Source organism: Pseudomonas sp. P106(2024), from assembly GCF_057480815.1.
Map to the genome: position 1 here is coordinate 29,978 of NZ_JBLIYU010000010.1, position 25,836 is coordinate 55,813.

30 protein-coding genes are annotated in these 25,836 nt (G+C 65.3%); 18 read left to right on the forward strand and 12 right to left on the reverse strand.

Annotated elements, in window-relative coordinates; all coding sequences use genetic code 11:
• Position 1: 1 nt before the first annotated feature.
• On the forward strand, positions 2-706 hold the full coding sequence (locus tag AC25M7_RS16770; RefSeq protein WP_062362824.1) for an SPOR domain-containing protein: 705 nt from the start codon (positions 2-4) through the stop codon (positions 704-706).
• Between the two features lie 40 nt (positions 707-746).
• Here AC25M7_RS16770 and AC25M7_RS16775 read toward each other — a convergent pair whose 3' ends face one another.
• Entirely contained in the window at positions 747-1,172 is a 426-nt protein-coding gene (locus tag AC25M7_RS16775; RefSeq protein ID WP_028689119.1) for an NINE protein, read from the reverse strand.
• A 157-nt stretch (positions 1,173-1,329) separates the two neighbouring features.
• Here AC25M7_RS16775 and AC25M7_RS16780 point away from each other — a divergent pair, with 157 nt between their 5' ends.
• On the forward strand, positions 1,330-1,980 hold the full coding sequence (locus AC25M7_RS16780; RefSeq protein ID WP_028689120.1) for a C40 family peptidase: 651 nt from the start codon (positions 1,330-1,332) through the stop codon (positions 1,978-1,980).
• A 39-nt stretch (positions 1,981-2,019) separates the two neighbouring features.
• Here the strand turns inward: AC25M7_RS16780 and AC25M7_RS16785 are convergent, their stop codons facing one another.
• A complete protein-coding gene (locus AC25M7_RS16785) occupies positions 2,020-3,024 on the reverse strand; it encodes a type IV pilus twitching motility protein PilT (protein WP_236179329.1) in 1,005 nt (334 codons plus the stop codon).
• A 65-nt stretch (positions 3,025-3,089) separates the two neighbouring features.
• Between AC25M7_RS16785 and AC25M7_RS16790 the strand changes: the two genes are divergently transcribed.
• The 9 genes from AC25M7_RS16790 to AC25M7_RS16830 all read left to right on the forward strand — a co-directional run bounded on the left by AC25M7_RS16790 (position 3,090) and on the right by AC25M7_RS16830 (position 9,654).
• On the forward strand, positions 3,090-3,776 hold the full coding sequence (locus tag AC25M7_RS16790) for a YggS family pyridoxal phosphate-dependent enzyme (RefSeq protein ID WP_486971289.1): 687 nt from the start codon (positions 3,090-3,092) through the stop codon (positions 3,774-3,776).
• 38 nt (positions 3,777-3,814) lie between these two features.
• Entirely contained in the window at positions 3,815-4,633 is an 819-nt protein-coding gene (proC, locus tag AC25M7_RS16795; RefSeq protein WP_028689123.1) for a pyrroline-5-carboxylate reductase, read from the forward strand.
• Between the two features lie 10 nt (positions 4,634-4,643).
• Positions 4,644-5,234 (forward strand): YggT family protein, encoded by a 591-nt coding sequence (locus AC25M7_RS16800; protein ID WP_028689124.1) that lies wholly within the window; start codon positions 4,644-4,646, stop codon positions 5,232-5,234.
• 88 nt (positions 5,235-5,322) lie between these two features.
• The gene (gene metX, locus AC25M7_RS16805; RefSeq protein ID WP_182322309.1) at positions 5,323-6,462 is read left to right on the forward strand and encodes a homoserine O-succinyltransferase MetX; all 1,140 of its coding nucleotides are present in this window, start codon (positions 5,323-5,325) and stop codon (positions 6,460-6,462) included.
• Between the two features lie 7 nt (positions 6,463-6,469).
• Positions 6,470-7,090, forward strand: a complete 621-nt coding sequence (gene metW, locus AC25M7_RS16810) for a methionine biosynthesis protein MetW (RefSeq protein WP_011531735.1) — start codon at positions 6,470-6,472, stop codon at positions 7,088-7,090.
• Between the two features lie 25 nt (positions 7,091-7,115).
• Complete coding sequence (locus AC25M7_RS16815) at positions 7,116-7,550, forward strand: DUF4426 domain-containing protein (protein WP_486971290.1); 435 nt, start codon at positions 7,116-7,118, stop codon at positions 7,548-7,550.
• Positions 7,547-8,143, forward strand: a complete 597-nt coding sequence (rdgB, locus tag AC25M7_RS16820; RefSeq protein WP_028689127.1) for an RdgB/HAM1 family non-canonical purine NTP pyrophosphatase — start codon at positions 7,547-7,549, stop codon at positions 8,141-8,143. Before AC25M7_RS16815 ends, rdgB begins: the two co-directional genes overlap by 4 nt.
• Positions 8,140-9,318, forward strand: coding sequence for a radical SAM family heme chaperone HemW (gene hemW / locus AC25M7_RS16825; RefSeq protein WP_062362815.1), 1,179 nt, complete (start codon positions 8,140-8,142; stop codon positions 9,316-9,318). Before rdgB ends, hemW begins: the two co-directional genes overlap by 4 nt.
• A gap of 9 nt (positions 9,319-9,327) precedes the next feature.
• Positions 9,328-9,654: a DUF3392 family protein gene (locus tag AC25M7_RS16830; protein ID WP_011531731.1), complete on the forward strand. Its 327-nt coding sequence runs from the start codon at positions 9,328-9,330 to the stop codon at positions 9,652-9,654.
• 328 nt (positions 9,655-9,982) lie between these two features.
• Here AC25M7_RS16830 and trmB read toward each other — a convergent pair whose 3' ends face one another.
• From trmB to AC25M7_RS16850, 4 genes are all read right to left on the reverse strand, one after another.
• Positions 9,983-10,705, reverse strand: coding sequence for a tRNA (guanosine(46)-N7)-methyltransferase TrmB (gene trmB / locus AC25M7_RS16835; RefSeq protein WP_028689129.1), 723 nt, complete (start codon positions 10,703-10,705; stop codon positions 9,983-9,985).
• 9 nt (positions 10,706-10,714) lie between these two features.
• Positions 10,715-11,527, reverse strand: coding sequence for a thiazole synthase (locus AC25M7_RS16840; RefSeq protein WP_028689130.1), 813 nt, complete (start codon positions 11,525-11,527; stop codon positions 10,715-10,717).
• A gap of 53 nt (positions 11,528-11,580) precedes the next feature.
• Positions 11,581-11,781, reverse strand: a complete 201-nt coding sequence (gene thiS / locus AC25M7_RS16845; RefSeq protein ID WP_028689131.1) for a sulfur carrier protein ThiS — start codon at positions 11,779-11,781, stop codon at positions 11,581-11,583.
• A gap of 102 nt (positions 11,782-11,883) precedes the next feature.
• Positions 11,884-12,255: a DUF423 domain-containing protein gene (locus tag AC25M7_RS16850; protein WP_028689132.1), complete on the reverse strand. Its 372-nt coding sequence runs from the start codon at positions 12,253-12,255 to the stop codon at positions 11,884-11,886.
• A gap of 64 nt (positions 12,256-12,319) precedes the next feature.
• Here AC25M7_RS16850 and mtgA point away from each other — a divergent pair, with 64 nt between their 5' ends.
• Positions 12,320-13,030 (forward strand): monofunctional biosynthetic peptidoglycan transglycosylase, encoded by a 711-nt coding sequence (gene mtgA / locus AC25M7_RS16855; protein WP_028689133.1) that lies wholly within the window; start codon positions 12,320-12,322, stop codon positions 13,028-13,030.
• An 84-nt stretch (positions 13,031-13,114) separates the two neighbouring features.
• Here the strand turns inward: mtgA and rpoH are convergent, their stop codons facing one another.
• The 4 genes from rpoH to ftsY form a co-directional block, all read right to left on the reverse strand.
• On the reverse strand, positions 13,115-13,969 hold the full coding sequence (gene rpoH, locus AC25M7_RS16860; protein ID WP_028689134.1) for an RNA polymerase sigma factor RpoH: 855 nt from the start codon (positions 13,967-13,969) through the stop codon (positions 13,115-13,117).
• A gap of 111 nt (positions 13,970-14,080) precedes the next feature.
• The gene (ftsX, locus tag AC25M7_RS16865; protein WP_028689135.1) at positions 14,081-15,109 is read right to left on the reverse strand and encodes a permease-like cell division protein FtsX; all 1,029 of its coding nucleotides are present in this window, start codon (positions 15,107-15,109) and stop codon (positions 14,081-14,083) included.
• Entirely contained in the window at positions 15,106-15,777 is a 672-nt protein-coding gene (gene ftsE / locus AC25M7_RS16870; RefSeq protein WP_011531723.1) for a cell division ATP-binding protein FtsE, read from the reverse strand. Before ftsE ends, ftsX begins: the two co-directional genes overlap by 4 nt.
• Complete coding sequence (gene ftsY / locus AC25M7_RS16875) at positions 15,774-17,354, reverse strand: signal recognition particle-docking protein FtsY (RefSeq protein ID WP_486971291.1); 1,581 nt, start codon at positions 17,352-17,354, stop codon at positions 15,774-15,776. The genes ftsE and ftsY overlap by 4 nt, the downstream gene beginning before the upstream one ends.
• Before the next feature lie 234 nt (positions 17,355-17,588).
• On the opposite strand from ftsY, the gene AC25M7_RS16880 reads away from it, so the two are divergent.
• Genes AC25M7_RS16880 through AC25M7_RS16895 form a run of 4 tightly spaced genes read left to right on the forward strand, consistent with a single transcriptional unit; the run spans position 17,589 to position 22,097 of the window.
• Positions 17,589-18,944, forward strand: coding sequence for a M16 family metallopeptidase (locus AC25M7_RS16880; RefSeq protein ID WP_028689137.1), 1,356 nt, complete (start codon positions 17,589-17,591; stop codon positions 18,942-18,944).
• Complete coding sequence (locus AC25M7_RS16885) at positions 18,937-20,430, forward strand: M16 family metallopeptidase (RefSeq protein ID WP_247283750.1); 1,494 nt, start codon at positions 18,937-18,939, stop codon at positions 20,428-20,430. Before AC25M7_RS16880 ends, AC25M7_RS16885 begins: the two co-directional genes overlap by 8 nt.
• Entirely contained in the window at positions 20,430-21,044 is a 615-nt protein-coding gene (gene rsmD / locus AC25M7_RS16890; RefSeq protein WP_062362807.1) for a 16S rRNA (guanine(966)-N(2))-methyltransferase RsmD, read from the forward strand. The genes AC25M7_RS16885 and rsmD overlap by 1 nt, the downstream gene beginning before the upstream one ends.
• A 60-nt stretch (positions 21,045-21,104) precedes the next feature.
• Positions 21,105-22,097 carry a hydrolase gene (locus AC25M7_RS16895; RefSeq protein ID WP_028689140.1) on the forward strand — a complete coding sequence of 331 codons (993 nt, stop codon included), beginning with the start codon at positions 21,105-21,107 and terminating at the stop codon, positions 22,095-22,097.
• An 89-nt stretch (positions 22,098-22,186) separates the two neighbouring features.
• On the opposite strand, the gene AC25M7_RS16900 is transcribed toward AC25M7_RS16895, so the two are convergent.
• Both AC25M7_RS16900 and AC25M7_RS16905 read right to left on the reverse strand, forming a co-directional pair.
• On the reverse strand, positions 22,187-23,041 hold the full coding sequence (locus AC25M7_RS16900; RefSeq protein WP_028689141.1) for a sulfurtransferase: 855 nt from the start codon (positions 23,039-23,041) through the stop codon (positions 22,187-22,189).
• 35 nt (positions 23,042-23,076) lie between these two features.
• Positions 23,077-23,742, reverse strand: a complete 666-nt coding sequence (locus AC25M7_RS16905; RefSeq protein ID WP_028689142.1) for a TetR/AcrR family transcriptional regulator — start codon at positions 23,740-23,742, stop codon at positions 23,077-23,079.
• A gap of 143 nt (positions 23,743-23,885) precedes the next feature.
• Between AC25M7_RS16905 and AC25M7_RS16910 the strand changes: the two genes are divergently transcribed.
• On the forward strand, positions 23,886-25,316 hold the full coding sequence (locus AC25M7_RS16910) for a coniferyl aldehyde dehydrogenase (protein ID WP_062362805.1): 1,431 nt from the start codon (positions 23,886-23,888) through the stop codon (positions 25,314-25,316).
• Between the two features lie 12 nt (positions 25,317-25,328).
• The gene (locus AC25M7_RS16915) at positions 25,329-25,814 is read left to right on the forward strand and encodes a hypothetical protein (RefSeq protein WP_028689144.1); all 486 of its coding nucleotides are present in this window, start codon (positions 25,329-25,331) and stop codon (positions 25,812-25,814) included.
• Positions 25,815-25,836 lie beyond the last annotated feature (22 nt).

The window sequence follows — 25,836 nt, forward strand, 5'->3', positions numbered from 1 at the left end:
GTTGGCTGCAAAGAAGAAACCCGCACCCAAGCGCGGCGCCAGCCGCTCCCAGCCGCCTGCCAGCAAGCAGCCGATCCCGGGCTGGGTGTGGCTGGCGGTCGGCCTGACGGTCGGCGCCTTCATCGTCTTCCTGATGAAACTCGAGCCCGGCGGCGGCGACATCAAGCGCACCAAGCCCGAGCAGCAGAAGCCGGAGAAGGTCGCCGAGGCGAGCAAGACCACCACGCCGACGCCACAGCAGCCGGTGAAGCCGAAGTACGACTTCTACACTCTGCTGCCGGAGTCGGAAGTGATCGTGCCGCCCGAGGCGGTGCCGGAGAAGACCCCGCCGGTCCCGGCGCAGCCGCCTGTGCCGAGCACGCCGGTTACGCCGGCAGAAGCGGCGAAGATCGACACCGCCCGCGCCCAGGCCGCGCTGCTGGGGCAGACACCGCCACCAGCGCCACCGGTGATCAAACCGGCGGCCACCACCCAGTTCTTCCTGCAGGCTGGCTCGTTCCGCAAGCAGGCGGATGCCGACAAGGTCCGTGCGCAGATCATCCTGCTTGGCCAGGCGGTCAAGGTGGAGTCGGGCACGGTCAAGGAAGAGACCTGGTACCGCGTGATGGTCGGCCCGTTCAGCAACCGTGAACAGCTGACCGTGGCACAGAAGCAACTGGCCGGGGCAGGCTTCAGCAACCTGCTGCTGCAACAGCGGCGCCAGTAACGAAAAAGGCCTTGCCGCATTCAGCGACGAGGCCTTTTTTTCATACCCGGCGACGCTCGGCGTTAACCTGGGAGATCTGGCTGTTGAGCGTCCAGAAGTCATACAGCACGCCCAGCAGGAACAGACCGCCGGTGAACAGGTAGATCAAGGCACTGATCCACTTGCCCTGGTACAGCCGGTGCACGCCGAAAATGCCCAGGAAGGTCAGCAGGATCCACGCCAGGTTGTAATCCACCCCGCCCGATTCGAAGCGCATGTCCGCCTCACGGTCCATCGACGGGATCAGGAACAGGTCGATCAGCCAACCGATACCCAGCAACCCGAGGGTGAAGAACCAGATCGTCCCGGTGATCGGCTTGCCGTAGTAGAAACGGTGTGAGCCGGTGAAACCGAAAATCCACAGCAGATAGCCGAGGACCTTGCTGTGGGTGTCGTGCGAAGGGACACCCTGTTGATAACCATTCATTCGAAACCCTCGTGGGATAGCCGAAAATTTTCTAACGGAAAATGTGACTTTTCCGTTTTTACCCGACATATGGTACGTGGCAGAGCGACCAACGGATCAAAGTTTGATCAAAAAGCTGTTATAAAGTTGCGCGCCAACACTTATAAGAGCTTCATCTATGCCACCTTTCTTCAAGACATGGCTGACCCTCTGCCTTCTGTTGCCCCTGGCCGCCCACGCCACCAACCGTGAGCAACGTCTTCCCAGCGGATTCACCGGTTACACGACCAACGCCGACGCCACGGTGAAACGCGCCCCGATCCAGTACCGCAGCACCACCAGCCTGCGCACGCGTCCGGCCAATGCCGCCAAGCAGCATGCCGTGGGCATGCAGGCGGTGGCGATGTCGCCGAAGCAGAGCAGCGAAGTGCTCAGCCGTGCGGTGAACGTGCTTGGCACCCCCTATCGCTGGGGCGGCAGCAGCCCGAAGAAGGGCTTCGACTGCAGCGGCCTGGTCAAGTATGCGTTCAACGACGTGGCGGATGTCGACTTGCCGCGCACCTCCAACGCCATGGCCCAAGGCCAGGGCGTCAAGGTGGCCAAGGGCGACCTCAAGCCAGGCGACCTGATCTTCTTCAACATCAAGAGCCGTCGGGTCAACCACGTCGCCATCTACCTGGGCAACGACCGCTTCATCCACGCGCCACGCACCGGCAAGCGGGTGAGCATCGACAGCCTGGAGAAACCTTACTGGCAGAAGCACTACGTGGTGGCCAAGCGCGTGCTGCCCAAGCAGCAGCAACAGGCGCTGAGCCTGGCCAAACGCTGAATCGCCGATCGCGGTGCGCCGGCGCGACTTGCCCCGCGATCAGTTTGAGGCCCTGTCGATAATCCCCCGCGCTTCCAGCGCCTGCAGCGCACCCTCCATCGTGCACATCCCCACAGCCGCACCAGCCTGCATCAGCGAATGAATCTGCGCCAGACGCCCCTCGCGGATCAGGTTGCGCACCGCCGGCGTCGCCACCAGCACCTCCCGCGCCGCGACCCGACCGCCGCCGGATCGCCGAACCAGCACCTGCGCGACCACCAGCCGCAGGGAGTCGGCCAGCATGCTGCGCACCAGCGGCTTTTCCTCCGGCGCGAACACCTCCACCAGCCGGTCGATACTGCTTACCGCCGATCGCGTATGCACGGTGGCCAGTACCAGGTGCCCGGTCTCCGCGGCGCGCATCGCCAGGCGAATGCTGTGCAGATCGCGCAGCTCACCTATCATGATCACGTCCGGGTCCTGACGCAGGGCGCTGCGCAGGGCCTGGGCAAAGTCACGGCTATGCAGGCCGACCTCACGCTGGTTGACCAGACTGCGCTGGCTGGCGTGGATGAACTCGATCGGGTCCTCGAGCGTGACGATATGCAATGCGTATTCGCGGTTGAGCCGATCGATCAGCGCCGCCAGGGTGCTCGACTTGCCACTGCCGGTGGCCCCGCCCACCAAGATGAAGCCATCCCGGTACTGGGAGATGATTTGAAATACATCTACCAGTTCAAGCACCTCCAGACAGGGCACGCTCGCGGGGATCAAACGCACGCTGGCACTCGGGCCATTGCGCTGGCGGAACAGGTTCAGCCGAAAGCGCCCCAGCCCATCCAGGCTCACCGCCAGGTCCAACTCTTCGCCGGCAGCCCACTGTCGCCGCTGCTCGTCATCAAGCACGGCAGCCATCCCGTCTTCCAGCGCTCCTGCCGTCAGCACCGGCAGGTCCAGGCGCTGCAACACCCCATCCACGCGCAGCAGCGGCCGCTCGCCCGCGGCCAGGTGCAGGTCGCTGGCAGCGGCAACCAGGGCCCTGCGCAACAGGTCGGTCACATCCATGAGACTCCCCAACGGCGATCAAGCAGGTAGAATGCCGCAGACCCCAAAGCCGTCGGCGACGAATCATGTCCACCCTAGCAGACAACATTGACGCCATTGCCACCCGCATCGACAGCGCGGCCAAGGCCGCCGGACGCGACCCGGCCAGCATCCAGCTGCTGGCGGTGAGCAAGACCAAGCCCTCCAGCGCGATTCGCGAGGCCTACGCCGCCGGGTTGCGCGATATGGGCGAGAACTACCTTCAGGAAGCCCTGACAAAACAACAGGCACTTTCCGACCTGCCCTTGATCTGGCACTTCATCGGCCCCATCCAATCGAACAAGACCAAGGCCATCGCCGAGCATTTCGACTGGGTACATTCCGTGGACCGCCTGAAGATCGCCCAACGCCTCTCCGAGCAGCGCCCTGCCGGCCTGGCGCCACTGAACGTCTGCCTGCAGGTCAACGTCAGCGGCGAGGACAGCAAGTCCGGTTGCGCGCCTGCCGAGTTGCCGGCCCTGGCCCAAGCGGTGAACGCCCTGCCCGGCCTGCGCCTGCGCGGCCTGATGGCGATTCCGGAGCCGACCGAGGACCGCACCGAGCAGGAGGCCGCCTTTGCCATCCTGCGCCAGCTCCAGGCGCAATTGGGCCTCGGCCTGGACACCCTGTCGATGGGCATGAGCCACGACCTGGAAGCCGCCATCGCCCAAGGTGCGACCTGGGTCCGCATCGGCACCGCCCTGTTCGGCGCCCGCGACTACGGGCAGCCCTGAATCCATGCTTAACTCACTCTTTCCCTCAAGGACCTGACATGAGCAAGACTCGTATTGCCTTTATCGGCGCCGGCAACATGGCCGCCAGCCTGATCGGCGGCCTGCGTGCCCAGGGCCTGGACGCCGCGCAGATTCGTGCCAGCGACCCGGGTGCCGAGACCCGCGCGCGGATCCAGGCCGAGCACGGCATCGAAGCCTTCGAAAGCAACGCCCAGGCCATCGAGGGCGTCGACGTGATCGTGCTGGCGGTCAAACCGCAGGTCATGAAGGCCGTCTGCGAAACGCTGAAGCCGAACCTCAAGTCCGGTCAGCTGGTGGTGTCCATCGCCGCCGGCATCACCTGCGCCAGCCTGCAGGCCTGGCTGGGCGCGATCCCGGTGGTGCGCTGCATGCCCAACACCCCGGCGCTGCTGCGCCAGGGCGTCAGCGGCCTGTACGCCACCGCAGAAGTGTCCACCGAGCAGCGCCAGCAGGCCGAGCAACTGCTGTCGGCTGTCGGCACCGCCTTGTGGCTGGACGAAGAACAACAGCTGGATGCCGTCACCGCCGTCTCCGGCAGCGGCCCGGCCTATTTCTTCCTGCTGATCGAAGCGATGACCGCCGCCGGTGAGAAACTCGGCCTGCCGCGCGAAACCGCCTCGCAACTCACCCTGCAGACCGCCCTGGGCGCCGCCCGCATGGCGGTTGCCAGCGATGTCGACGCCGCCGAGCTGCGCCGCCGTGTGACCTCGCCGGCCGGCACCACGGAGGCGGCGATCAAGTCGTTCCAGGCCAGCGGTTTCGAGGCGATCGTCGAGCAGGCACTTCAGGCCGCGGCGAAACGTTCCGCCGAACTGGCCGAACAACTGGGTAAATAAGGAGCCATTGATGAATGCATTGTCCGGCGCCGCGATCTTCGTGGTGCAAACACTGGTCAGCCTGTACCTGGTGATCGTCCTGCTGCGCTTCGTGCTGCAACTGGTCAAGGCCGACTTCTACAACCCGCTGAGCCAGTTCGCCGTACGCGCCACCCAGCCGCTGCTCAAGCCGCTGCGCCGGGTGATCCCCAGCATCGCCGGCCTGGACACCTCCTCGCTGCTGCTGTCGATCCTTATCCAGGCGCTGCTGATGGCCTTTGTGCTGATGGTCACCTACGGCACCTTCGGCGATATCCTGCACCTGCTGATGTGGTCGATCCTGGGCATCACCTCGCTGTTCCTGAAAATCTTCTGGGTGGCGATGATCGTCATGGTCATCGTCTCGTGGGTCGCGCCGAACAGCCACAACCCGGCCGCCGAGCTGGCCTACCAGATCAGCGAGCCGGTACTGGCGCCGTTCCGTCGCCTGGTGCCGAACCTCGGTGGCATGGACATTTCGCCGATCTTCGCCTTCATCGCCATCCAGGTGATCCAGTCGTTCCTGATGCCCCAGCTGGCGGCCTACGCTGGCATGCCGCAAGAACTGTGGCGGATGATCTGACCCACACTGCATCCAGCGGCAAGCCTTTGCTTGCCGCTGGGGGTAGCGCTCTTTAGACTTACGCCTCCGTCAAGCGTGAGCAGGGTCGATGTCCACTGTCCTTCCCGAAGATTCCGTCGGTCTGGTAACACCACAGATTGCCCGGTTCGATGAACCGCTGGCCCTGGCTTGTGGCCGCTCCCTGACCTCGTACGAACTCATCTACGAAACCTATGGCACCCTCAACGCCGCCGCCAGCAATGCCGTGCTGATCTGCCATGCGTTGTCAGGCCATCACCATGCCGCCGGCTACCATGCCGCCACCGACCGCAAGCCAGGCTGGTGGGACAGCTGCATCGGCCCCGGCAAGCCGATCGACACCAACCGCTTCTTCGTGGTCAGCCTGAACAACCTGGGTGGCTGCAATGGCAGCACCGGCCCCAGCAGCCTCAATCCGGCCACCGGCAAGCCCTATGGCGCCGACTTCCCGGTGCTGACCGTGGAGGACTGGGTGCACAGCCAGGCGCGCCTGGCCGACCGCCTGGGGATCCAGACCTGGGCCGCCATCGTTGGCGGCAGCCTCGGCGGCATGCAGGCCCTGCAGTGGACCATCACCTACCCGGACCGCGTGCGTCACTGCGTGGACATCGCCTCGGCGCCCAAGCTGTCGGCGCAGAACATCGCCTTCAACGAGGTGGCGCGCCAGGCCATTCTCACCGACCCCGAGTTCCACGGCGGCTCGTTCCAGGACCAGGGCGTGATTCCCAAGCGCGGCCTGATGCTGGCGCGCATGGTCGGCCACATCACCTACCTGTCCGACGACTCGATGGGCGAGAAATTCGGCCGCGAACTCAAGAGCGACAAGCTCAACTACGACTTCCACAGCGTCGAGTTTCAGGTCGAGAGCTACCTGCGCTACCAGGGCGAGGAGTTCTCCGGCCGCTTCGACGCCAACACCTACCTGCTGATGACCAAGGCGCTGGACTACTTCGACCCGGCCGCGGCCCATGGCGGCGACCTGGCCGCGACCCTGGCCCACGTCACGGCGGACTACTGCATCATGTCGTTCACCACCGACTGGCGCTTCTCGCCAGCACGCTCGCGGGAGATCGTCGACGCCCTGATGGCCGCGCGCAAGAACGTCTGCTACCTGGACATCGACTCGCCCTACGGCCACGACGCCTTCCTCATCCCGACGCCCCGCTACATGCAGGGCTTCGCGAACTACATGAACCGCATCGCCCTCTGAGGACCGCATGAGAGCCGACCTGGAAATCATCCAAGACTGGATCCCCGCCGGCAGCCGGGTCCTCGACCTGGGCTGCGGCAACGGCGAACTGCTGGCCTCCTTGCGCGAGCGCAAGAACGTCACCGGCTATGGCCTGGAGATCGACGCCGACAACATCGCCGCCTGCGTGGCCAAAGGCGTCAACGTCATCGAGCAGGACCTGGACAAGGGCCTGGGCAACTTCGCCAGCAACAGTTTCGACGTGGTGGTCATGACCCAGGCCCTGCAGGCCGTGGAGTACCCCGACCGGATCCTCGACGAGATGCTGCGGGTGGGTCGCCAGTGCATCATCACCTTCCCCAACTTCGGCCACTGGCGCTGCCGCTGGTACCTGGCGACCAAGGGTCGCATGCCGGTTTCGGACTTCATGCCGTATACCTGGTACAACACGCCGAACATCCACTTCTGCACCTTCGAGGACTTCGAGAACCTGTGCCACGAGCGTCATGCCAAGGTCCTCGACCGCCTGGCCGTCGACCGTCTACACCGTAACGGGTTGGGCGGGCGGCTTTGGCCTAATCTTCTAGGAGAGATCGGTATCTATCGGGTCAGCAGCCCGGGCCTGCAGGAGCATCAGCTCGCGGTCTGACCCTCGCGAACGGAGGAATGGGATCATGCGTCGACTAGCACTGTTTCTGATCAGCCTATGCCTGGCCTTGCCGGTACTGGCTGCCGATGCCGCCAAGCCGGAGCGCAAGGAAGTGTTCGGCGACGTGACGGTCCACTACAGCGCCTTCACCTCGAGCATGCTGCAACCGGACATCGCCGCCGCCACGGGCCCGACCCGCAGCAAGAACCAGGGCGTGCTCAACATCGCCGTGCTCAAGGCCGAAAAGCCTTCGACAGCGGTCGTCAGCGGCACGGTGAAGGACCTGACCGGGCGCAGCAACCCGCTGTCGTTCAAGCAGATCACCGACCAGGGCGCGGTCTACTACATCGCCCAGTTCAAGATCGACCAGGCCGAGACTGTCACCTTCGATATCAACGTCGAAACGGGTGGCGTCAGCCATAAACTCAGCTTCAACCAGGAAGTATTCCCAGGCGAATGATGAATCTTACGCAACTCGTATTGGCCAGCCACAACGCCGGCAAGCTCAAGGAACTGCAGGCCATGCTCGGCGAGTCCGTGCACCTGCGTTCGATCGGCGAATTCAGCCAGGTGGAGCCGGAAGAGACCGGCCTGTCGTTCGTCGAAAACGCCATCCTCAAGGCGCGCAACGCCGCACGCATCTCCGGCCTGCCGGCCCTGGCCGACGACTCGGGCCTGGCGGTGGACTTCCTCGGCGGCGCGCCGGGCATCTACTCGGCGCGCTACGCCGACGGCAAGGGCGACGCGGCAAACAACGCCAAGCTGCTCGAAGCGCTCAAGGACGTGCCTGAAGAACAGCGCGGCGCGCAGTTCGTCTGCGTCCTGGCCCTGGTGCGCCATGCCGACGATCCGCTGCCAATCCTCTGCGAAGGCCTGTGGCACGGTAGCATCCTGTTCGAGGCCAGCGGCGAGCATGGCTTCGGCTATGACCCGCTGTTCTGGGTCCCGGAGCGCAACTGCTCCAGCGCCGACCTCGCTCCGGTCGACAAGAACCAGCTCAGCCACCGCGCCCGCGCCATGGCCCTGCTGCGTCAACGTCTGGGCCTGGCATGACCGAAAAGCTGTTCGTGCAACCGGCGGGCCTGATCCTTCCCGAGCTACCGCCGCTGTCGCTGTACATCCATATACCCTGGTGCGTGCGCAAATGCCCGTACTGCGACTTCAACTCGCACCAGGCAGGCCCCACGCTACCAGAAGCCGAATACATCGACGCCCTGCTGGCCGATCTCGACCAGGAACTGCCTGCCGTCCAGGGTCGTTCCATCAGCACGATCTTCTTCGGCGGCGGCACCCCCAGCCTGTTCAGCGCTGATGCGCTGGGTCGCCTGCTGCGCGGAGTCGAGCAACGCATCCCGTTCGCCCCGGACATCGAGATCACCCTCGAGGCCAACCCAGGCACCTTCGAGCAGGAGAAGTTCAAGGCCTACCGGCAGACCGGCATCAACCGCCTGTCCATCGGCGTGCAGAGTTTCCAGCCTGCCAAGCTCGAGAAGCTCGGGCGCATCCACAATGGTGCCGAAGCGGTACGCGCCGCCGACATGGCCCGTGCGGCAGGCTTCGACAACTTCAACATGGACCTGATGCACGGCTTGCCGGACCAGTCGCTCGACGACGCCCTGGGCGACCTGCGTCAGGCCATCGAACTGGCGCCGACGCACCTGTCCTGGTACCAGTTGACGGTAGAGCCGAACACGGTGTTCTGGAACCAGCCGCCCGAGCTGCCCGAGGACGACATCCTCTGGGATATCCAGGAAGCCGGCCAGGCGCTGATGGCCGAGCACGGTTACCGCCAGTACGAAGTCTCGGCCTACGCCCAGGCCGACCGTGCCGCGCGGCACAACCTGAACTACTGGCGCTTCGGCGACTTCATCGGCATCGGTGCCGGCGCCCATGGCAAACTGTCGTTCCCCGACGGACGCATCCTGCGCACCTGGAAGACCCGCCTGCCCAAGGACTACCTGAACCCGGCCAAGCCGTTCAAGGCCGGCGAGAAGCTGTTGCCGGCCGATGAGCTACCCTTCGAGTTCCTGATGAACGCCCTGCGCCTCACCGACGGTGTGGAAGCCGAACTGTTCAGCCTGCGCACCGGCCTGCCCCTGGCGCAGCTGGCCGAAGCCCGCCGCGAAGCCGAACAAAAAGGCCTTTTGCGGGTCGAACCGGATCGGCTGGCAGCCACGCCGCGCGGCCAGCTGTTCCTCAACGACCTGCTGCAGTACTTCTTGAATTAAGGATGACCCATGGACCTGGTACTTGACCTGCTCTCGACCGTTTCCCGCTGGAGCCGCAGCAACCTGTCGGAAATCTCGCTGGCCCTGGTGGGCTGCCTGCTGGTGCTGTTCGGCACCGATATCAAGGGTTGGGTGGAAGGCCGCCTGGGTGGTCTGGCCGGCGCCCTGCGGGTGCCGTTCATGGCGCTGCTGGTGATGATCGGCAGCGGCGCGGCACTGATCTATGCGACGCCGTGGATCGTGAAGGGGCTGGGGCAGTTCAACAACTATGCGCTGGCACCGGTGCTGCTGGTGGTGCTGGTATTGATTGGGGTCGTCGCTGATCGGCGGGGCTGACTGCTTGCTAAAAGCCGCCCTGGCGAGCCAGGACGGCTTCTCACCCGACTAACCCTTAGCGGGCATCGTCAAAGTGATCGCGCAGGAAGTCCCTGGCGGTCCTGAAAACGATCAGGATCCGAACCAGCGTCCAGACGCGGCTCAGCGTATTCAGCAAACGCGTCCTGTATTCGAGGCCATCCTAAGATCCAGTTGTGACTGTCTCCAGTGGTGTTCGTGGGATAGGCTTCGTAACCCGAGGCCCGCATAAAAAAACCGCCCTTCTCAAGGCGGTTTTTTTGTACCTGCAATCTCGCAGGCTTGAAGGACAGCGCCGAACGAATCCGGCTCAGCTCACCTTCTCGAACTTCAAGTCCCACACCCCATGCCCAAGGCGCTCCCCACGGCGCTCGAACTTGGTGATCGGCCGTTCTTCCGGGCGCGGTACATAGGCGCCATCAGCCGCCTGGTTGCGATAGCCTGGCGCTGCGCTCATCACTTCCAGCATGTATTCGGCATAGGGCTCCCAGTCGGTCGCCATGTGGAATACGCCACCGGGCTTGAGCTTGCGGCGCACCAGCTCGGCGAACTCCAGTTGAACGATCCGGCGCTTGTGGTGACGGGCCTTATGCCACGGATCCGGGAAGAACAGCATCAGGCGGTCGAGGCTGTTGTCAGCCACGCAGCGGTTAAGCACTTCGATGGCATCGCAATCGTAAACCCGCAGGTTCTTCAAGCCCTGGGTCAGCACGCCATTTAGCAACGCACCGACACCCGGACGGTGCACTTCGACGCCGATAAAGTCCAGCTCCGGCGAGGCGGCTGCCATCTCCAGCAGCGAGTGCCCCATACCGAAGCCGATCTCCAGGGTGCGCGGCGCCGAACGGCCGAACACCTGGTCGTAGTCCACCGGGCTGTCGGTCAGCGGCAGGATGAACAGCGGACCACCCTGCTCCAGGCCGCGTTGCTGGCCTTCGGTCATGCGCCCGGCGCGCATCACGAAACTCTTGATGCGGCGGTGCGGGCGGGCTTCGCCGTCTTCGGTGATCGGCGTTTCTTGCGATTCAGTCATCTGGGGCTCTTACTTGATCAGACCTTCCAGCGGCGAGGACGCGCTGGCATAGAGTTTCTTCGGCATGCGCCCGGCGAGATACGCCATGCGGCCGGCAAGGATGGCGTGCTTCATGGCCTCGGCCATCAGCACTGGCTGCTGGGCGTGGGCAATGGCCGAGTTCATCAGCACTGCCTCGCACCCCATCTCCATGGCGATGGTGGCGTCGGAAGCAGTACCCACGCCAGCATCGACCAGCACCGGCACCTTGGATTCCTCGAGGATGATCTGCAGGTTGTAGGGGTTGCAGATACCCAGGCCGGTGCCGATCAGGCCGGCCAGCGGCATGACGGCAATGCAGCCGGCTTCGGCCAGCTGGCGGGCGATGATCGGGTCATCGCTGGTGTAGACCATCACGTCGAAGCCGTCCTTGACCAGCACTTCGGCGGCCTTGAGGGTTTCGATCACATTGGGGAACAGGGTCTTCTGGTCGGCCAGCACTTCCAGCTTCACCAGTGTCCGCTCCTCGTGGGACTTGTGCCCGTCGAGCAGCTCACGGGCCAGGCGGCAGGTACGCACCGCCTCGACCGCATCGAAGCAACCCGCGGTGTTCGGCAGGATGGTGTACTTGTCGGGCGACAGCACATCGAGCAGGTTCGGTTCGCCCGCGTTCTGGCCGAGGTTGGTGCGACGCACGGCCACGGTGACGATCTCGGCACCCGAGGCCTCGGTGGCCAGGCGGGTTTCTTCCATGTCACGGTACTTGCCGGTGCCGACCAGCAGGCGCGACTGGAAAGTGCGCCCGGCCAGGACGAAAGGCTTGTCGCTGCGAACGTTGCTCATCGATGTTCCTCTGGAAAGGTTACGGGGCTTCTGGATGAATCGGCGAGACGTGCTCAACCACCGCCAATGGCATGAACCACTTCGACCTGGTCGCCTTCGCTCAATCGCGTGCTCTCGTGCTGGCTGCGCGGCACGATGTCCAGGTTCAGTTCAACCGCCACCCGGCGACCAGCCAGCTCCAGCCGGCCCAGCAGCGCCGCGACGCTCTCGCCGTCGGGCAGTTCGTAAGGCTCACCGTTCAATTGAATGCGCATGCGCACGGCCACCATTGTTCTTTGGGGCCCGCATTCTAGCCCCGATCCACCTCGCAACCCAAGGGCGATGCGCGCCATTAGTCGCGATTGTGGACCGTTCGGTCAGCCCAGGCGCCAGGCGGCCAGGCCCAGGCACAGCCAGCCGGCGAGCAAGCACAGGCCGCCCAGCGGAGTGATCATGCCGAGCTTGCTCAGACCGCTCAGGGTCAGTACGTAGAGGCTACCGGAGAACAGCAGGATACCCACCGCGAACAGACCGCCGGCCCAGCCGACCAGGCGCCCCGGCAGGTGCGCCGACAGCACCGCCACCGCGAGGATCGCCAGTGCGTGCACCAGTTGGTAGCTCACGCCGGTATGGAAGATCGCCAGGTAGTCGGCGCTGAGACGGCTCTTCAGGCCATGGGCGGCGAAGGCGCCGAGGGCCACGCCGGTAAAACCGAAGAACGCGGCGAGCATCAGGAAGCTGCGAAGCATGGGACGACTCCTCGGGAGGGGTCTGTATAATGGCCCGTTCCAACGGTCCGGCCAAGCCATCACCATGCTCTCATCTCTCCTGCGCCGCCTCTCCCGCGCCCTGCTCTGGTTCGCCGCCGGCAGCGCCGCCGTGGTCCTGGTGCTGCGCTGGGTTCCACCGCCCGGCACCGCGCTGATGGTCGAGCGCAAGGTGGAGTCATGGTTCAGCGGCGAGCCCATCGACCTGCAACGCGACTGGACGCCCTGGGAGGACATCTCCGACGAACTCAAGGTCGCGGTCATCGCCGGCGAGGACCAGAAGTTCGCCAGCCACTGGGGCTTCGACATCCCGGCGATCCAGGCGGCGCTGGCCTACAACGAGCGTGGCGGCAAGGTGCGTGGCGCCAGCACGCTGACCCAGCAGGTGGCCAAGAACCTGTTCCTGTGGTCCGGACGCAGTTGGCTGCGCAAGGGGCTGGAGGCCTGGTTCACCGCGCTGATCGAGCTGTTCTGGTCGAAGGAACGGATTCTCGAGGTCTACCTGAACAGCGCCGAATGGGGCAAGGGCGTGTTCGGTGCCCAGGCCGCGGCACGCTACCACTTCGGCGTGGACGCCAGCCGCCTGACGCGACAACAGGCCGCACAACTCGCCGCGGTGCTGCCTAGCCCGATCAAATGGAGTGCCAGCCGGCCAAGCGCCTATGTGGCGAGCCGCGCGGGGTGGATTCGCCGGCAGATGAGCCAGCTGGGTGGGCCGAGCTACCTGATGCAACTGGATACTTCGCGCAGGCTTTGAGGCACGCTCCCACGCGCCACAACACACGAAAAAGCCGCTGTCTCTTGCGAGAACAGCGGCTTTTTCACTCCAGCCAGGCGCCGATCAGATCGTGATCAATGCCTTGACCTTGTTCATCGCGTTCTTCTCCAGCTGGCGAATACGCTCGGCCGAAACGCTGTATTTCTCCGCCAGCTCATGCAGCGTGGCCTTTTCCTCGGCCAGCCAGCGCTGATAAAGGATATCGCGACTGCGATCGTCCAGGCCTTGCAGCGCTTCATGCAGGTTGCTGGTGGAGTTGTCGCTCCAATCGGCGTCCTCCAGCTGCACGGCCGGGTCGTAGCGGTGATCTTCCAGGTAATGCGCGGGCGACTGGAAGGCACTGTCGTCGTCGGCTTCGGCCGCCGGGTCAAAGGCCATGTCCTGGCCGCTCAGGCGGCTTTCCATCTCGCGTACTTCACGGGGCTCGACACCAAGGCTTTCGGCCACGCGATGCACTTCGTCGTTGTTCAACCAGGCCAGACGTTTCTTCTGGCTGCGCAGGTTGAAGAACAGCTTGCGCTGGGCCTTGGTGGTGGCCACCTTGACGATGCGCCAGTTGCGCAGGATGAACTCGTGGATCTCGGCTTTGATCCAGTGCACCGCGAAGGACACCAGACGCACGCCCATTTCCGGGTTGAAACGCTTTACCGCCTTCATCAGGCCGACGTTGCCTTCCTGGATCAGGTCGGCCTGGGCCAGCCCGTAGCCTGCATAGCTACGGGCGATGTGTACGACGAAACGCAGGTGGGCCATCACCATTTGCCGAGCGGCCTCGAGATCCTGCTCGTAATAGAGACGCTCGGCCAGATCACGCTCCTGCTCCGGCGACAGCAATGGGATGCTGTTGACCGTGTGCACATAGGCTTCCAGGTTTGCACCGGGAACCAGGGCATAGGCAGGTTGCAACGATGTGGTCATTCAAGTACCTCCAGCTTACAGACTCGTGCCTTGTGGGCACTGCCAGCATAGACAAGGAACCGTTGTACAAGTTCCAGGATGAAAAATTTGTCAATACTGGCCATGAAACATTTATCGCGGTGCCAGCTCGTTCAAGTGACGAGCGACGGCGATCCATGCACCGATATACCCCAACAACACCGCCCCGATCAAGAGTGAAAGGCCATCCGAGGCCGGTACGCCACCCAGGGCGAAATCACTGCCATACAGCCCGGACAGCCCGACCACCGCGTCGTTCAGCCAGTTCAGGCCGAACGCCAGGATGCCCCAGGCCAGCACGCCCGCACCCAGGCCGTACAGGGCGCCCATGTACAGGAAAGGCCGGCGTACGTAGCTGTCGGTGCCGCCGACGAGCTTGATCACTTCGATCTCGACCCGGCGGTTTTCGATATGTAGACGAATTGTGTTACCGATTACTAACAGCAGAGCGGAAATCAGCATTACCGCCAGGCCGAAGACGAACCGGTCTCCCAGCTTGAGAATCGCCGCCAGGCGCTCGACCCACACCAGGTCCAGCTGCGCCGCTTCCACCCGCGGCAGCTCGGACAGACGCTGACGCAAGGCTTCCAGGGCCGGCTTGTCGACCTCGGTCGGGGTCACCACCACCACGCCGGGCAGTGGATTGTCCGGCAACTCGCGCAGCGCCTCGCCCAGGCCTGACTGCTGCTGGAACTCTTCCAGCGCCTGCTCGCGACTGACGTACTGGGCCTCGGCGACGCCCGGCATGCCCTTGATCTCGTCACGCAAGGCCTCGCCATCACGGCTGCTGGCATCAAGCTTGAGATACAACGAAATCTGTGCCGCGCGCTGCCAGGAACCGCCGAGTTTCTCGACGTTCTTCAGCAGCAGCGACAGGCCCATGGGCATGCTCAGCGCCACAGCCATCACCAGGCAGGTGAAGAAACTGCCGATCGGCTGCTTGCCCAGCCGGCGCAGGCTGTCGGCCAGGCTGGCGCGGTGGCTTTCCAGCCAGGCGTGCAGCAGGGTGCTGAAGTCCGGGCCGTCATCGTCGTGGTCGCCACGCTTCTTCTTCGCCGGTTGCGGGTCGGCGGCTTTCGGCGCCACGCGCTCGGAAACCTTTGGTGTACGTGTGGTGCTCATTGCCCGGCCTCCCCATCGCCGATCAAGCGGCCGCGTTGCAGCGTCAGCATGCGGTGGCGCATGCGCGCGATCAGCGCCAGGTCGTGACTGGCGATCAATACCGTGGTGCCCAGGCGGTTGATGTCCTCGAACACGCCCATGATCTCGGCGGCCAGGCGCGGGTCGAGGTTACCGGTAGGTTCGTCCGCCAGCAGCAGGGCCGGCTGGTGGACGATGGCGCGGGCAATGCCCACGCGCTGCTGTTGGCCGGTGGACAGGTCGGCCGGGAACAGCTCGCCTTTGTCGCTCAGCGACACGCGCTCCAGCGCCGAATCCACGCGCTTGGCGATCTCGGCCTTGGACAGCCCGAGGATCTGCAGCGGCAGGGCGATGTTGTTGAACACCGTACGGTCGAACAGCAGTTGGTGGTTCTGGAACACCACGCCGATCTGCCGGCGCAGGAACGGAATCTGCGCGTTGCTGATCTGGCCCAGGTCCTGCCCGGCCAGCAGCAGCTTGCCGCTGGTCGGACGCTCCATGGCCAGCAGCAGGCGCAGCAGGGTGCTCTTGCCGGCGCCGGAGTGGCCGGTGACGAACAGGAACTCGCCACGACGCGCCCGGAAGCTCAGTTCGTGCAGGCCGACATGGCCATTGGGATAGCGCTTGGCTACCTGTTCGAATCGGATCATGAAGGTTCCCGCTCGGCGAACAGCGCCTTGACGAAGGGTTCGGCCTCGAAGGTGCGCAGATCATCGATACCCTCGCCCACACCGATGAAGCGGATCGGGATGTTGAACTGCTTGGCCAGGGCGAAGATGACGCCGCCCTTGGCGGTGCCGTCCAGCTTGGTCAGGGCCAGGCCGGTCAGCTCGACGCTCTGGTTGAAGTACTTGGCCTGGCTGATGGCGTTCTGCCCGGTACCGGCGTCGAGCACCAGCAGCACCTCGTGGGGCGCCTCGGCGTCGAGCTTGCCGATTACCCGACGGACCTTCTTCAGCTCTTCCATCAGGTTGTCCTTGGTGTGCAGGCGACCGGCGGTGTCGGCGATCAGCACATCGACGCCACGGGCCTTGGCGGCCTGCACCGCGTCGAAGATCACCGAGGCCGAGTCGGCGCCGGTGTGCTGGGCGATGACCGGGATCTGGTTGCGCTCGCCCCAGACCTGCAACTGCTCCACCGCCGCGGCGCGGAAGGTGTCGCCGGCAGCCAGCATGACCTTCTTGCCTTCCAACTGCAGCTTCTTGGCCAGCTTGCCGATGGTGGTGGTCTTGCCGGCGCCGTTCACGCCGACCACCAGGATCACGTAGGGCTTGCTCTGCGCCTCGATCTTAAGCGGCTGCTCGACCGGGCGCAGCAGGGCGGCCAGTTCGTCCTGCAGCGACTTGTACAGGGCGTCGGCGTCGGCCAGTTGCTTGCGGGCGACCTTCTGCGTCAGGTTCTGGACGATGGTCGAGGTGGCCTCGACACCGACGTCGGCGGTCAGCAGACGGGTCTCGATCTCGTCGAGCAGGTCGTCGTCGATGACCTTCTTGCCCAGGAACAGGCTGGCCATGCCCTCGCCGATGCTGGCGCTGGTCTTCGACAGGCCCTGCTTGAGGCGGGCGAAAAAGCCCTGCTTGGCAGGCTCGGCGGCGACTGGCGCAGGTTCGACGGCAGCCGGAGCGACAGGCACTTCGGGTTCAGGCTCAACCACAGGGGCAACCACCACCGGGGCGGGCTCGGGCACCACCACCTCAGGGGCCGGGCGCTCGGGAATGACCGGCGGCGCCTTGGGTTCGAGGTCCGGTACCAATGCAACCGGCTCTTCCGCGACCGGCAGCACCAGGTTGCTCACGGGTGCAGGTGGCGCTGGCTCAACCATGGCCGTCGGCAGGTCCGCCGCATTCGCGGGCAAGCCCTCAGTCACAGGAGCCTGCGGCGCGTGTACCTGAACAACAGGCTCAACCTCGACCACCAGGGCAGGCTCGACCGGGACGTCCACCGGCACGGGCTGGGCGGGTTCAACCACCTGGGTGGGTTGCACCACCTGCGGAGCAACCGGTTCAGGCTCGGCCGGCACGCTGACTGGCGCAGGCTGGGGTGCCTCGGCCAGCGGAGCAGGCTGCTCGGCGGGAGGTTGCTGTACCACCGGCGCCTCGACGGGCGGTTGGGGGGCTTGCGGCTGTTCGGCGACAGGTTGCTCCGGCTTCTTGCGGAACCAGCTGAACAGGCCTTTCTTCTCGCCAGCCGCGGCCGGCGCTTTTTTGTCGTCGTTGGAACCAAACATGGAAGACGGCTATCTCAGGGTAGCGATGCGCCAGCAGTGGCGCACCGGGAATTCTTAACTCACGCAGAACAGACTACTGTGAAGCCAGGGGGTTCATGCGCAACGTTTTGTCGTAAGGGCCTGTGGGCCAGAACGGCGACAGGCATGGTCGCCAGGCAACCGGATCAGTATCCTAGCACCTCCTGGCCCGCCGACGCTAAACCCAAGCGGGCCGCCGAACAGGTTGAACACCGTATGAATGCTCTAGCCCGCCGCGCCGCTGGCCTGTTGCTCGGCACGCTGTGCCTGCCGCTGGCGGCCTTCGCCGCCGATGTGCAACCCACCCACGAATTCATTCTCGACAACGGCCTGAAAGTGGTCGTGCGCGAGGACCACCGTGCGCCGGTGGTGGTTTCGCAGATCTGGTACAAGGTCGGCTCCAGCTATGAGACGCCGGGTCAGACCGGCCTGTCCCATGCCCTTGAGCACATGATGTTCAAAGGCAGCGCCAAGCTCGCCCCCGGCGAAGCCTCGCGCATCCTGCGCGATCTCGGCGCCGAGGAGAACGCCTTCACCAGCGACGACTACACCGCCTACTACCAGGTGCTGGCCCGTGACCGCCTGCCGGTGGCCTTCGAGCTGGAAGCCGACCGCCTGGCCAGCCTGCGCCTGCCAGCCGACGAGTTCAGCCGCGAGATCGAGGTGATCAAGGAAGAGCGCCGCCTGCGCACCGACGACCAGCCCAACGCCAAGGCCTTCGAGCTGTTCCGCGCCATGGCGTACCCGGCCAGCGGCTACCACACCCCGACCATCGGCTGGATGGCCGACCTCGAGCGCATGAAGGTCGAGGAACTGCGCCACTGGTACGAGTCCTGGTACGCGCCGAACAACGCCACCCTGGTGGTGGTCGGCGACGTCAAGCCCGACGAGGTGAAAGCCCTCGCGCAGAAATACTTCGGCCCGATCCCCAAGCGCGCCGTGCCACCCAGCAAGCTGCCGCTGGAACTGGCCGAGCCAGGCCTGCGCCAGCTCACTCTGCACCTGCGCACGCAACTGCCCAGCCTGGTCTACGGCTTCAATGTGCCCGCCCTGGCCACGGCCAAGGACCCGCGCAGCGTCAACGCCCTGCGCCTGATCTCGGCCCTGCTCGACGGCGGCTACAGTGCCCGCATGCCGGCGCGCCTGGAGCGCGGCCAGGAACTGGTGGCCGGTGCCTCGTCCAGCTACAACGCCTTCACCCGCGGTGACAGCCTGTTCATGATCTCGGCCACGCCCAACGTGCAGAAGCACAAGACCCTGGCCGAGGTGGAAAAAGGCATCTGGCAGCTGCTCGACGAGCTCAAGACCACGCCGCCGACCGCCGAGGAACTCGAGCGCGTGCGCGCCCAGGTAATCGCCGGCCTGGTCTACGACCGTGATTCCATCAGCAGCCAGGCCACCACCATCGGCCAGCTGGAGACCGTCGGCCTCTCCTGGAAGCTGATCGACAGCGAGCTCGACGACCTCAAGCGCGTGACCCCGGAAGACATCCAGGCCGCCGCCCGCACCTATTTCACCCGCGAACGCCTGAGCGTTGCCCATGTACTGCCCGAGGAGTCCGCCCATGAGTGATCGCAGCGCACCGCGCTACACCCTGTTCGGCTTGGCGATCATCGTGCTGGTGGTGGCTGTCGCCGCGCTGCTGGCGCGCCCGGCCCAGTCCGACAGCCAAGGCAAGGCAGACACCGCGGCCCGCCCGGCCAACACCCTGCAATCGCTGGCCGAACTGGACGGCAAGGCCCCCAGCCGGCGCCAGCTGAACATCCAGCACTGGTCCACTGTCGAAGGCGCCCGCGTGCTGTTCGTCGAGGCCCGCGAGCTGCCGATGTTCGACCTGCGCGTGACCTTCGCCGCCGGCAGCAGTCAGGACGGCGGCACCCCGGGCTTGGCCACCCTGACCAACGCCATGCTCAACGAGGGCGTGGCCGGCAAGGACGTCACCGCCATCGCCGAAGGCTTCGAAGGACTGGGCGCCGACTTCGGCAACGGTTCGTACCGCGACATGGCCGTGGCGTCGCTGCGCAGTCTCAGCGCCAGCGACAAGCGCGAGCCGGCGCTGAAGCTGTTCACCGAGGTGGTGGGCCAGCCGACCTTCCCCGAGGACGCCCTCAAGCGCATCAAGAACCAGCTGCTGGCCGGTTTCGAATACGAAAAGCAGAACCCCGGCAAGATCGCCGGCAAGACCCTGTTCGCCAACCTCTACGGTAAACACCCCTACGCCAGCCCCAGCGACGGCACCGCCGAAACCATCCCCGGCATTACCCTGGAACAGCTGCGCGGCTTCCACGCCAAGGCCTACGCGGCCGGCAACGCGGTGATCGCCCTGGTCGGCGATCTCAGCCGCGGCGAAGCCGAAGCCATTGCCGCCCAGGTCTCCGCCGGCCTGCCCAAGGGCCCGGCCCTGGCCAAGCCCGAGCAACCGGTCGAGCCCACGCCGGGCGCGACCCATATCGATTTCCCGTCCAAACAGACCCACCTGATGCTGGCCGAGCTGGGCATCGACCGTAACGATCCGGACTGGCCGGCCCTGTCGCTGGGCAACCAGATCCTCGGTGGCGGCGCCTTCGGTACCCGCCTGATGAGCGAAGTGCGCGAAAAACGCGGCCTGACCTACGGCGTGTACTCGGTGTTCAGCCCGATGCAGGTGCGCGGCCCGTTCATGATCAACCTGCAGACCCGTGCCGAGCTCAGCGAGGGCACGCTCAAGCTGGTCCGGGATATCCTTGCCGACTACCTCAAGAGCGGCCCGACCCAGCAGGAGCTGGACGACGCCAAGCGCGAACTGGCCGGCAGCTTCCCGCTGTCCAACGCCAGCAATGCCAGCATCGTCGGCCAACTGGGCGCGATCGGCTTCTACAACTTGCCGCTGAGCTGGCTGGAAGATTTCATGCAGCAATCCCAGGCGCTGACCGTCGAACAGGTCAAGGCCGCCATGAACAAGCATCTGGCGGCGGACAAGCTGGTGATCGTCACCGTCGGCCCGAAGGTGGCCCAGCAGCCCCTGCCGGCCCCCACTGACAAACCCGCCGAGCAGCCGCTCGGCGTACCGGAGCACTAATGGCAAGACCCAACACCCCAGCGCGCCCGGCACCGGGCGCCAGCAAGGGCCCCGGCCAGCTGCGCATCATCGCCGGCGAGTGGCGCAGCCGCCGTCTGGCCGTGCCGGAAGGCGAAGGCCTGCGGCCGACGCCTGACCGCGTGCGCGAGACCCTGTTCAACTGGCTGGCGCCGCATATCGAAGGCGCCCTGGTGCTCGACGCCTTCACCGGCAGCGGCGCGCTGGTGCTGGAGGCCTTGTCTCGCGGCGCCGAAAACGCCGTGGCGCTGGACAGCAACCCGGCGGCCATCGTCAATCTCAAGAACAACCTCGAGCTGCTGCGCTGCCCGCGCGGGCAGATCCTGCAGACCGACGCCCTGCGCTACCTGCAAGGCCCGGCCAAACAGCAGTTCGATGTGGTATTCCTCGACCCGCCGTTCCACCAGGACCTGCTGGCCAACACCTGCAACCTGCTGGAGCAGGGCCAGTGGCTGCGCGAGCAGGCGTGGATCTACACCGAAAGCGAAGCCGTGCCCTCCTCGCTGCCGATGCCGGGCAACTGGCGCCTGCACCGCGAGAAGAAGACCGGCCAGGTGCACTACGCGTTGTGGCAACGAGCGGGCACCGACCAATAGCGCAGGTACAGTGGCGGTGTTTCATGGCACTCTAGGCAGGCACACCACGAGTCGCCCAGCATGCCCAGCCTCACCGCCACCTTCCGTCCGGCCACCGGCCTGTCCAACCCTCACCTGCAGACACTGTGGGGGCCTCTCTGGCGCAAGCTCCCGGACCTGCCGCGCAACCGCGAGCGCCTGTGGCTGGCCGACGGCGACTTCCTCGACCTCGACTGGCACGGACCGCACCAACCCGACGCGCCGTTGGTGCTGGTGCTCCATGGCCTCACCGGCTCGTCCAATTCGCCCTACGTCAAAGGCCTGCAACTGGCCTTGCAGGGGCGTGGCTGGGCCAGCGTCGCGGTGAACTGGCGCGGCTGCTCGGGCGAGCCCAACCTGCTGGCGCGCAGCTACCACTCCGGGGCCAGCGAAGACCTGGCCGAGACCATCCGCCACCTGCGGGCGCAGCGGCCGCTGGCACCGCTGTATGCCGTGGGCTATTCGCTGGGCGGCAATGTGCTGCTCAAGTACCTGGGAGAAAGTGGCTCGTCCAGCCAACTGGAAGCGGCGGTGGCGGTGTCGGTACCGTTTCGCCTGGACCAGTGCGCCGACCGCATCGGCCTGGGATTTTCGAAGATCTACCAGGCGCATTTCATGCGCGCGATGATGGCGTACGTGAAGGACAAGCAGCGGCACTTTCGCAATCAAGGTCACCATGAAGGGTTGGCAACCCTCGAGCGCCTTGGCCCATTGCGCAACCTGCGCACCTTCTGGGACTTCGACGGCAAGGTGACCGCGCCACTCAATGGCTTCAGCGATGCCCATGACTACTACCGCCGGGCGTCCAGCCGCTATTACCTGGGAGAAAACCGCACGCCGACGCTGATCATCCATGCCAGCGATGATCCGTTCGTGTTCGGTCACAGCCTGCCGACTGCCGACGAACTGGCGCCACTGACGCAGTTCGAACTGCACAATCGCGGTGGCCATGTTGGGTTCGTCGAGGGCAGCCTGCGCAATCCGGGGTATTACCTGGAACGGCGGATCCCGCAGTGGCTGATGGAAGAGCGATAGTCTCCATCCAGGAATATGGCTGAGGGAAGGCTTCGTGGGAGCGGGCTTGCCCCGCGATAGCATCACCAGGCCCACTCCCACCTCACGAATTACTCGCCAGTGGCCACGCCGCGCTGCGGATCGTTGATCCACTCACTCCACGACCCGGCATACAGCCGCCCCAGCGGATATCCCGCGAGCGCCAGGGCAAACAGGTTGTGGCAGGCGGTCACGCCAGAGCCGCAATAGGCCACCAGGTCCTGCGGCGAACGGCCGGCCAGCTTTTCGGCAAAACGCTGCTTCAGCGTGTCGGCCGGCAGGAAACGCCCGTCGGCGCCAAGGTTGTCGGTGAACGCCGCGCACTGGGCGCCCGGAATGTGCCCGGCCACCGGGTCGATCGGCTCCACCTCGCCACGAAAACGCGGCAACCCGCGGGCATCGATCAGGGTCAGCGTCGGATCGTTCAGGCGCTTGCCCAGGTGTGTGGCGTCGATCAGCAGCTTCATGTCCGGCTCGCCACTGAACGTCCCCTCGCGACGCGCGGGCGGGTCGAGGCTCAACGGCAGGTGGGCGGCGTGCCAGGCCTTGAGGCCGCCGTCGAGAATGAACACCGCATCGCGCTTGCCCAGCCAGGCCAGCAGCCACCACGCACGGGCAGCGAAGGCGCCGGGGCCATCGTCGTAGAGCACCACCTGGCTATCGTTGTCCACGCCCCACTCGCGCAGGCGCTCCACCAGCCGCTGCGGATCGGGCAGCGGGTGACGACCGGTGCGACCCTTGACCACCGGCCCGCTCAGATCACGCTCGAGGTCGGCGAAATGCGCCCCGGCGATATGCCCCTCGGCATAACTACGTTGGCCGTAGTCGACATCTTCCAGGGCAAAGCGGCAATCGAGGATCACCAGGCCGGGCGCTTCCAGGCGTTCGGCCAGCTGTTGCGGGGTGATCAGTTGCGCAAGGGGCATGACAATCTCCTGATGAATGGCTCGAAGACCCCGGGTCACTGCTCCAGGGCCTGGTTGAACGGAACGTGGAACTCATCGCACAACGCCTGCACCGCGGCACGCGAGTCTGGAGTGACATACCCCAGTTCCAGCACCACCACCTGATAGACGCCGCGCATGAACGCTTCTTCACCCAGGTGCGCGCAATGCTCGCGGGTGGTGCTGAGAAAACGCACCCAGGAGGTCAGCACGATCCATGCGTTGATAGTCAGCGACTCGATCTGCGGGCCGTCCATGCTCAGGATGCCGGCCTCGACGAAGCCCCGGTAGATCGCCTGCCCCTGCAGCAGGCAGCGCCGCGAAAAGCGCCGATAACGGGCCGCCAGCTCCGGGTCGCTGTCGAGCAGGTGCTCCAGGTCGCGGTGCAGGAAACGGTAGTTCCACATCGCCGCCAGCAACGCCTTGAGGTAGAAGCGCTTGTCCTCGACGGTGGCAATGCGGCCCTGGGGCGGGCGCAGGAAACTGTCGACCAGCTCTTCGTACTGGTTGAACAGCACGGCGATGATCGCCTGCTTGTTGGGGAAGTGGTAGTACAGGTTGCCGGGCGAGATCTCCATGTGCGCGGCAATGTGGTTGGTGCTGACGCAACGCTCGCCCTGCTGGTTGAACAGCTCCAGGCTGCTCTGCACTATGCGCTCTCGGGTCTTCATGCGCGGGGCCATGCTCAGCTCCAGTCTCCAGCTTGATTGATCGAGCCCATCTTACGGCTTCCCGCAGGTCGGGTGCACCGCCGGCCAGGTGAAAATAGTGCACCATCGTACCAATTAGAGTATATACTCTATTCACTTACCACCCCGGAGCCGCCATGACCTCGCCTGCCGTTCTCCCTCCTGTGCAATCCGACCTCGACCTGCAAGCGACGTTCGACGTCCTGCGTCGGGCCTTCGCCGCTAACCCGATGCCCGCCGCCGCGCAGCGTCGGCAGTGGCTGAAAAGCCTGCGCGAGGCGCTGCTGGCCGAGCAGGAGACGCTGATTGCGACCATCGACGCCGACTTCAGCGGCCGCAGCCGCGACGAGACCCTGATCGCCGAGCTGATGCCGTCGGTGCTCGGCCTGCGCGATGCGGAAAAACAGCTGGGGCGCTGGATGCGCGCCTCGCGGCGCAAGGTCGGCCTGGCCTTCCAGCCCGCCAGCGCGCGGGTGGAGTACCAGCCACTGGGAGTGGTGGGGATCATCGTGCCGTGGAACTACCCGCTGTTCCTCGCCATCGGCCCGTTGACCGGCGCCCTGGCCGCCGGCAACCGGGTGATGCTCAAACTCAGCGAATCCACGCCCGCCAGCGGACAGGCCATCAAGGACCTGCTCGAACGGGTGTTCCCCAATGACCTGGTCAGTGTAGTACTGGGCGAGGTGGAAGTCGGCCAGGCCTTTGCCCGCCTGCCGTTCGACCACCTGCTGTTCACCGGGGCCACCAGCGTCGGCCGTCATGTGATGCTGGCCGCCGCGCAGAACCTCACCCCAGTGACCCTTGAGCTGGGCGGCAAGTCACCGGCCATCGTCTCAACCGATGTGTCGTTGGACACCGCCGCCGAACGCATCGCCTTCGGCAAGACCCTCAATGCCGGCCAGACCTGCGTCGCCCCCGACTACGTGCTGGTGCCCCGCGAGCGCCTGGACGCCTTCGCCGAGGCTTACCGGCGCGCCGTGCACCGCTTCTATCCGCGCCTGACTGATAACCCCGACTACAGTGCGATCATCAACGAGCGCCAGCTCGCTCGCCTCAACCGCCTGCTCGACGATGCCCGCGAGCAAGGCGCCCAAGTGATCGATCTCTACCCCGACGAGCCCCGCCAAGGCCGCCATCTGCCGCCACACCTGTTGTTGCAGGTGAACGACGGCATGCAGGTAATGCAGGACGAGATCTTCGGCCCGTTGCTGCCCCTGGTGCCCTACGACCGTCTGGATGACGCCCTGGCCTACATCAACCAGCGTCCCCGACCCCTGGCGCTCTACTATTTCGGCTACGACAAGGGCGAACAGGCACGGGTACTGCGCGACACCCACTCCGGTGGCGTCTGCCTCAACGACACCCTGCTGCACGTGGCCCAGGACGACCTGCCGTTCGGCGGCGTCGGCCCGTCCGGCATGGGCCACTACCATGGCCACGACGGTTTCCTGACCTTCAGCAAGGCCAAGGCCGTGCTGGCCAAGCAGCGCATCAATGCCGCCAAGACGATCTACCCGCCCTATGGCAAGGCCTTGCAGCGCCTGGTCTACAAGCTGTTCATCCGCTGAGCGCCGGCGCACATGCATCGTCGCGACCTGCTCAGGTTCAGCTTCGGCGCCAGCCTGTTTCTGGGTGCCACCAGCCTGGTCGGCTGTGCGCCACAGGCGGCCTCGCCCGGTTATCAGGTCCTGCGCGATGACGACCTGCCTCTGCTGCAGGCCCTGGTACCCGTCGTGCTGGCGGGTACCCAGGCTTCCACCGAATGGGTGCTGCAAAGCCTCGACCACAAGCTGGCGGCGCTGTCGCCCGCCATGCTCAAGCTGACCCGGCAACTGTTCGACGTGCTCACCCTGCCCCTGACCCGAGGACCGCTGACCGGTATCTGGGGCGGCTGGGCCAGCGCCACGGATAGCGAGCTGGAGCGCTTTCTCGAACGCTGGCGGGACAGTTCGCTGAACCTGCTGCGCCAGGGCCATGCCTCGCTGCTGCAACTGCTGCTCATGGCCTGGTATGAGCGCCCCGAGGCCTGGGCGGCATGCGGCTACCCAGGGCCGCCGAAGATCTGACCCACCGACAAGAGCATCGCCA

Coding starts and splice junctions, on each gene's coding strand:
- AC25M7_RS16775 (WP_028689119.1), bottom strand. CDS start 1,172: ATGAATGGTTATCAACAGGGTGTCCCTTCGCACGACACCCACAGCAAG.
- AC25M7_RS16780 (WP_028689120.1), top strand. CDS start 1,330: ATGCCACCTTTCTTCAAGACATGGCTGACCCTCTGCCTTCTGTTGCCC.
- AC25M7_RS16785 (WP_236179329.1), bottom strand. CDS start 3,024: ATGGATGTGACCGACCTGTTGCGCAGGGCCCTGGTTGCCGCTGCCAGC.
- AC25M7_RS16790 (WP_486971289.1), top strand. CDS start 3,090: ATGTCCACCCTAGCAGACAACATTGACGCCATTGCCACCCGCATCGAC.
- proC (WP_028689123.1), top strand. CDS start 3,815: ATGAGCAAGACTCGTATTGCCTTTATCGGCGCCGGCAACATGGCCGCC.
- AC25M7_RS16800 (WP_028689124.1), top strand. CDS start 4,644: ATGAATGCATTGTCCGGCGCCGCGATCTTCGTGGTGCAAACACTGGTC.
- metX (WP_182322309.1), top strand. CDS start 5,323: ATGTCCACTGTCCTTCCCGAAGATTCCGTCGGTCTGGTAACACCACAG.
- metW (WP_011531735.1), top strand. CDS start 6,470: ATGAGAGCCGACCTGGAAATCATCCAAGACTGGATCCCCGCCGGCAGC.
- AC25M7_RS16815 (WP_486971290.1), top strand. CDS start 7,116: ATGCGTCGACTAGCACTGTTTCTGATCAGCCTATGCCTGGCCTTGCCG.
- rdgB (WP_028689127.1), top strand. CDS start 7,547: ATGATGAATCTTACGCAACTCGTATTGGCCAGCCACAACGCCGGCAAG.
- hemW (WP_062362815.1), top strand. CDS start 8,140: ATGACCGAAAAGCTGTTCGTGCAACCGGCGGGCCTGATCCTTCCCGAG.
- AC25M7_RS16830 (WP_011531731.1), top strand. CDS start 9,328: ATGGACCTGGTACTTGACCTGCTCTCGACCGTTTCCCGCTGGAGCCGC.
- trmB (WP_028689129.1), bottom strand. CDS start 10,705: ATGACTGAATCGCAAGAAACGCCGATCACCGAAGACGGCGAAGCCCGC.
- AC25M7_RS16840 (WP_028689130.1), bottom strand. CDS start 11,527: ATGAGCAACGTTCGCAGCGACAAGCCTTTCGTCCTGGCCGGGCGCACT.
- thiS (WP_028689131.1), bottom strand. CDS start 11,781: ATGCGCATTCAATTGAACGGTGAGCCTTACGAACTGCCCGACGGCGAG.
- AC25M7_RS16850 (WP_028689132.1), bottom strand. CDS start 12,255: ATGCTTCGCAGCTTCCTGATGCTCGCCGCGTTCTTCGGTTTTACCGGC.
- mtgA (WP_028689133.1), top strand. CDS start 12,320: ATGCTCTCATCTCTCCTGCGCCGCCTCTCCCGCGCCCTGCTCTGGTTC.
- rpoH (WP_028689134.1), bottom strand. CDS start 13,969: ATGACCACATCGTTGCAACCTGCCTATGCCCTGGTTCCCGGTGCAAAC.
- ftsX (WP_028689135.1), bottom strand. CDS start 15,109: ATGAGCACCACACGTACACCAAAGGTTTCCGAGCGCGTGGCGCCGAAA.
- ftsE (WP_011531723.1), bottom strand. CDS start 15,777: ATGATCCGATTCGAACAGGTAGCCAAGCGCTATCCCAATGGCCATGTC.
- ftsY (WP_486971291.1), bottom strand. CDS start 17,354: ATGTTTGGTTCCAACGACGACAAAAAAGCGCCGGCCGCGGCTGGCGAG.
- AC25M7_RS16880 (WP_028689137.1), top strand. CDS start 17,589: ATGAATGCTCTAGCCCGCCGCGCCGCTGGCCTGTTGCTCGGCACGCTG.
- AC25M7_RS16885 (WP_247283750.1), top strand. CDS start 18,937: ATGAGTGATCGCAGCGCACCGCGCTACACCCTGTTCGGCTTGGCGATC.
- rsmD (WP_062362807.1), top strand. CDS start 20,430: ATGGCAAGACCCAACACCCCAGCGCGCCCGGCACCGGGCGCCAGCAAG.
- AC25M7_RS16895 (WP_028689140.1), top strand. CDS start 21,105: ATGCCCAGCCTCACCGCCACCTTCCGTCCGGCCACCGGCCTGTCCAAC.
- AC25M7_RS16900 (WP_028689141.1), bottom strand. CDS start 23,041: ATGCCCCTTGCGCAACTGATCACCCCGCAACAGCTGGCCGAACGCCTG.
- AC25M7_RS16905 (WP_028689142.1), bottom strand. CDS start 23,742: ATGGCCCCGCGCATGAAGACCCGAGAGCGCATAGTGCAGAGCAGCCTG.
- AC25M7_RS16910 (WP_062362805.1), top strand. CDS start 23,886: ATGACCTCGCCTGCCGTTCTCCCTCCTGTGCAATCCGACCTCGACCTG.
- AC25M7_RS16915 (WP_028689144.1), top strand. CDS start 25,329: ATGCATCGTCGCGACCTGCTCAGGTTCAGCTTCGGCGCCAGCCTGTTT.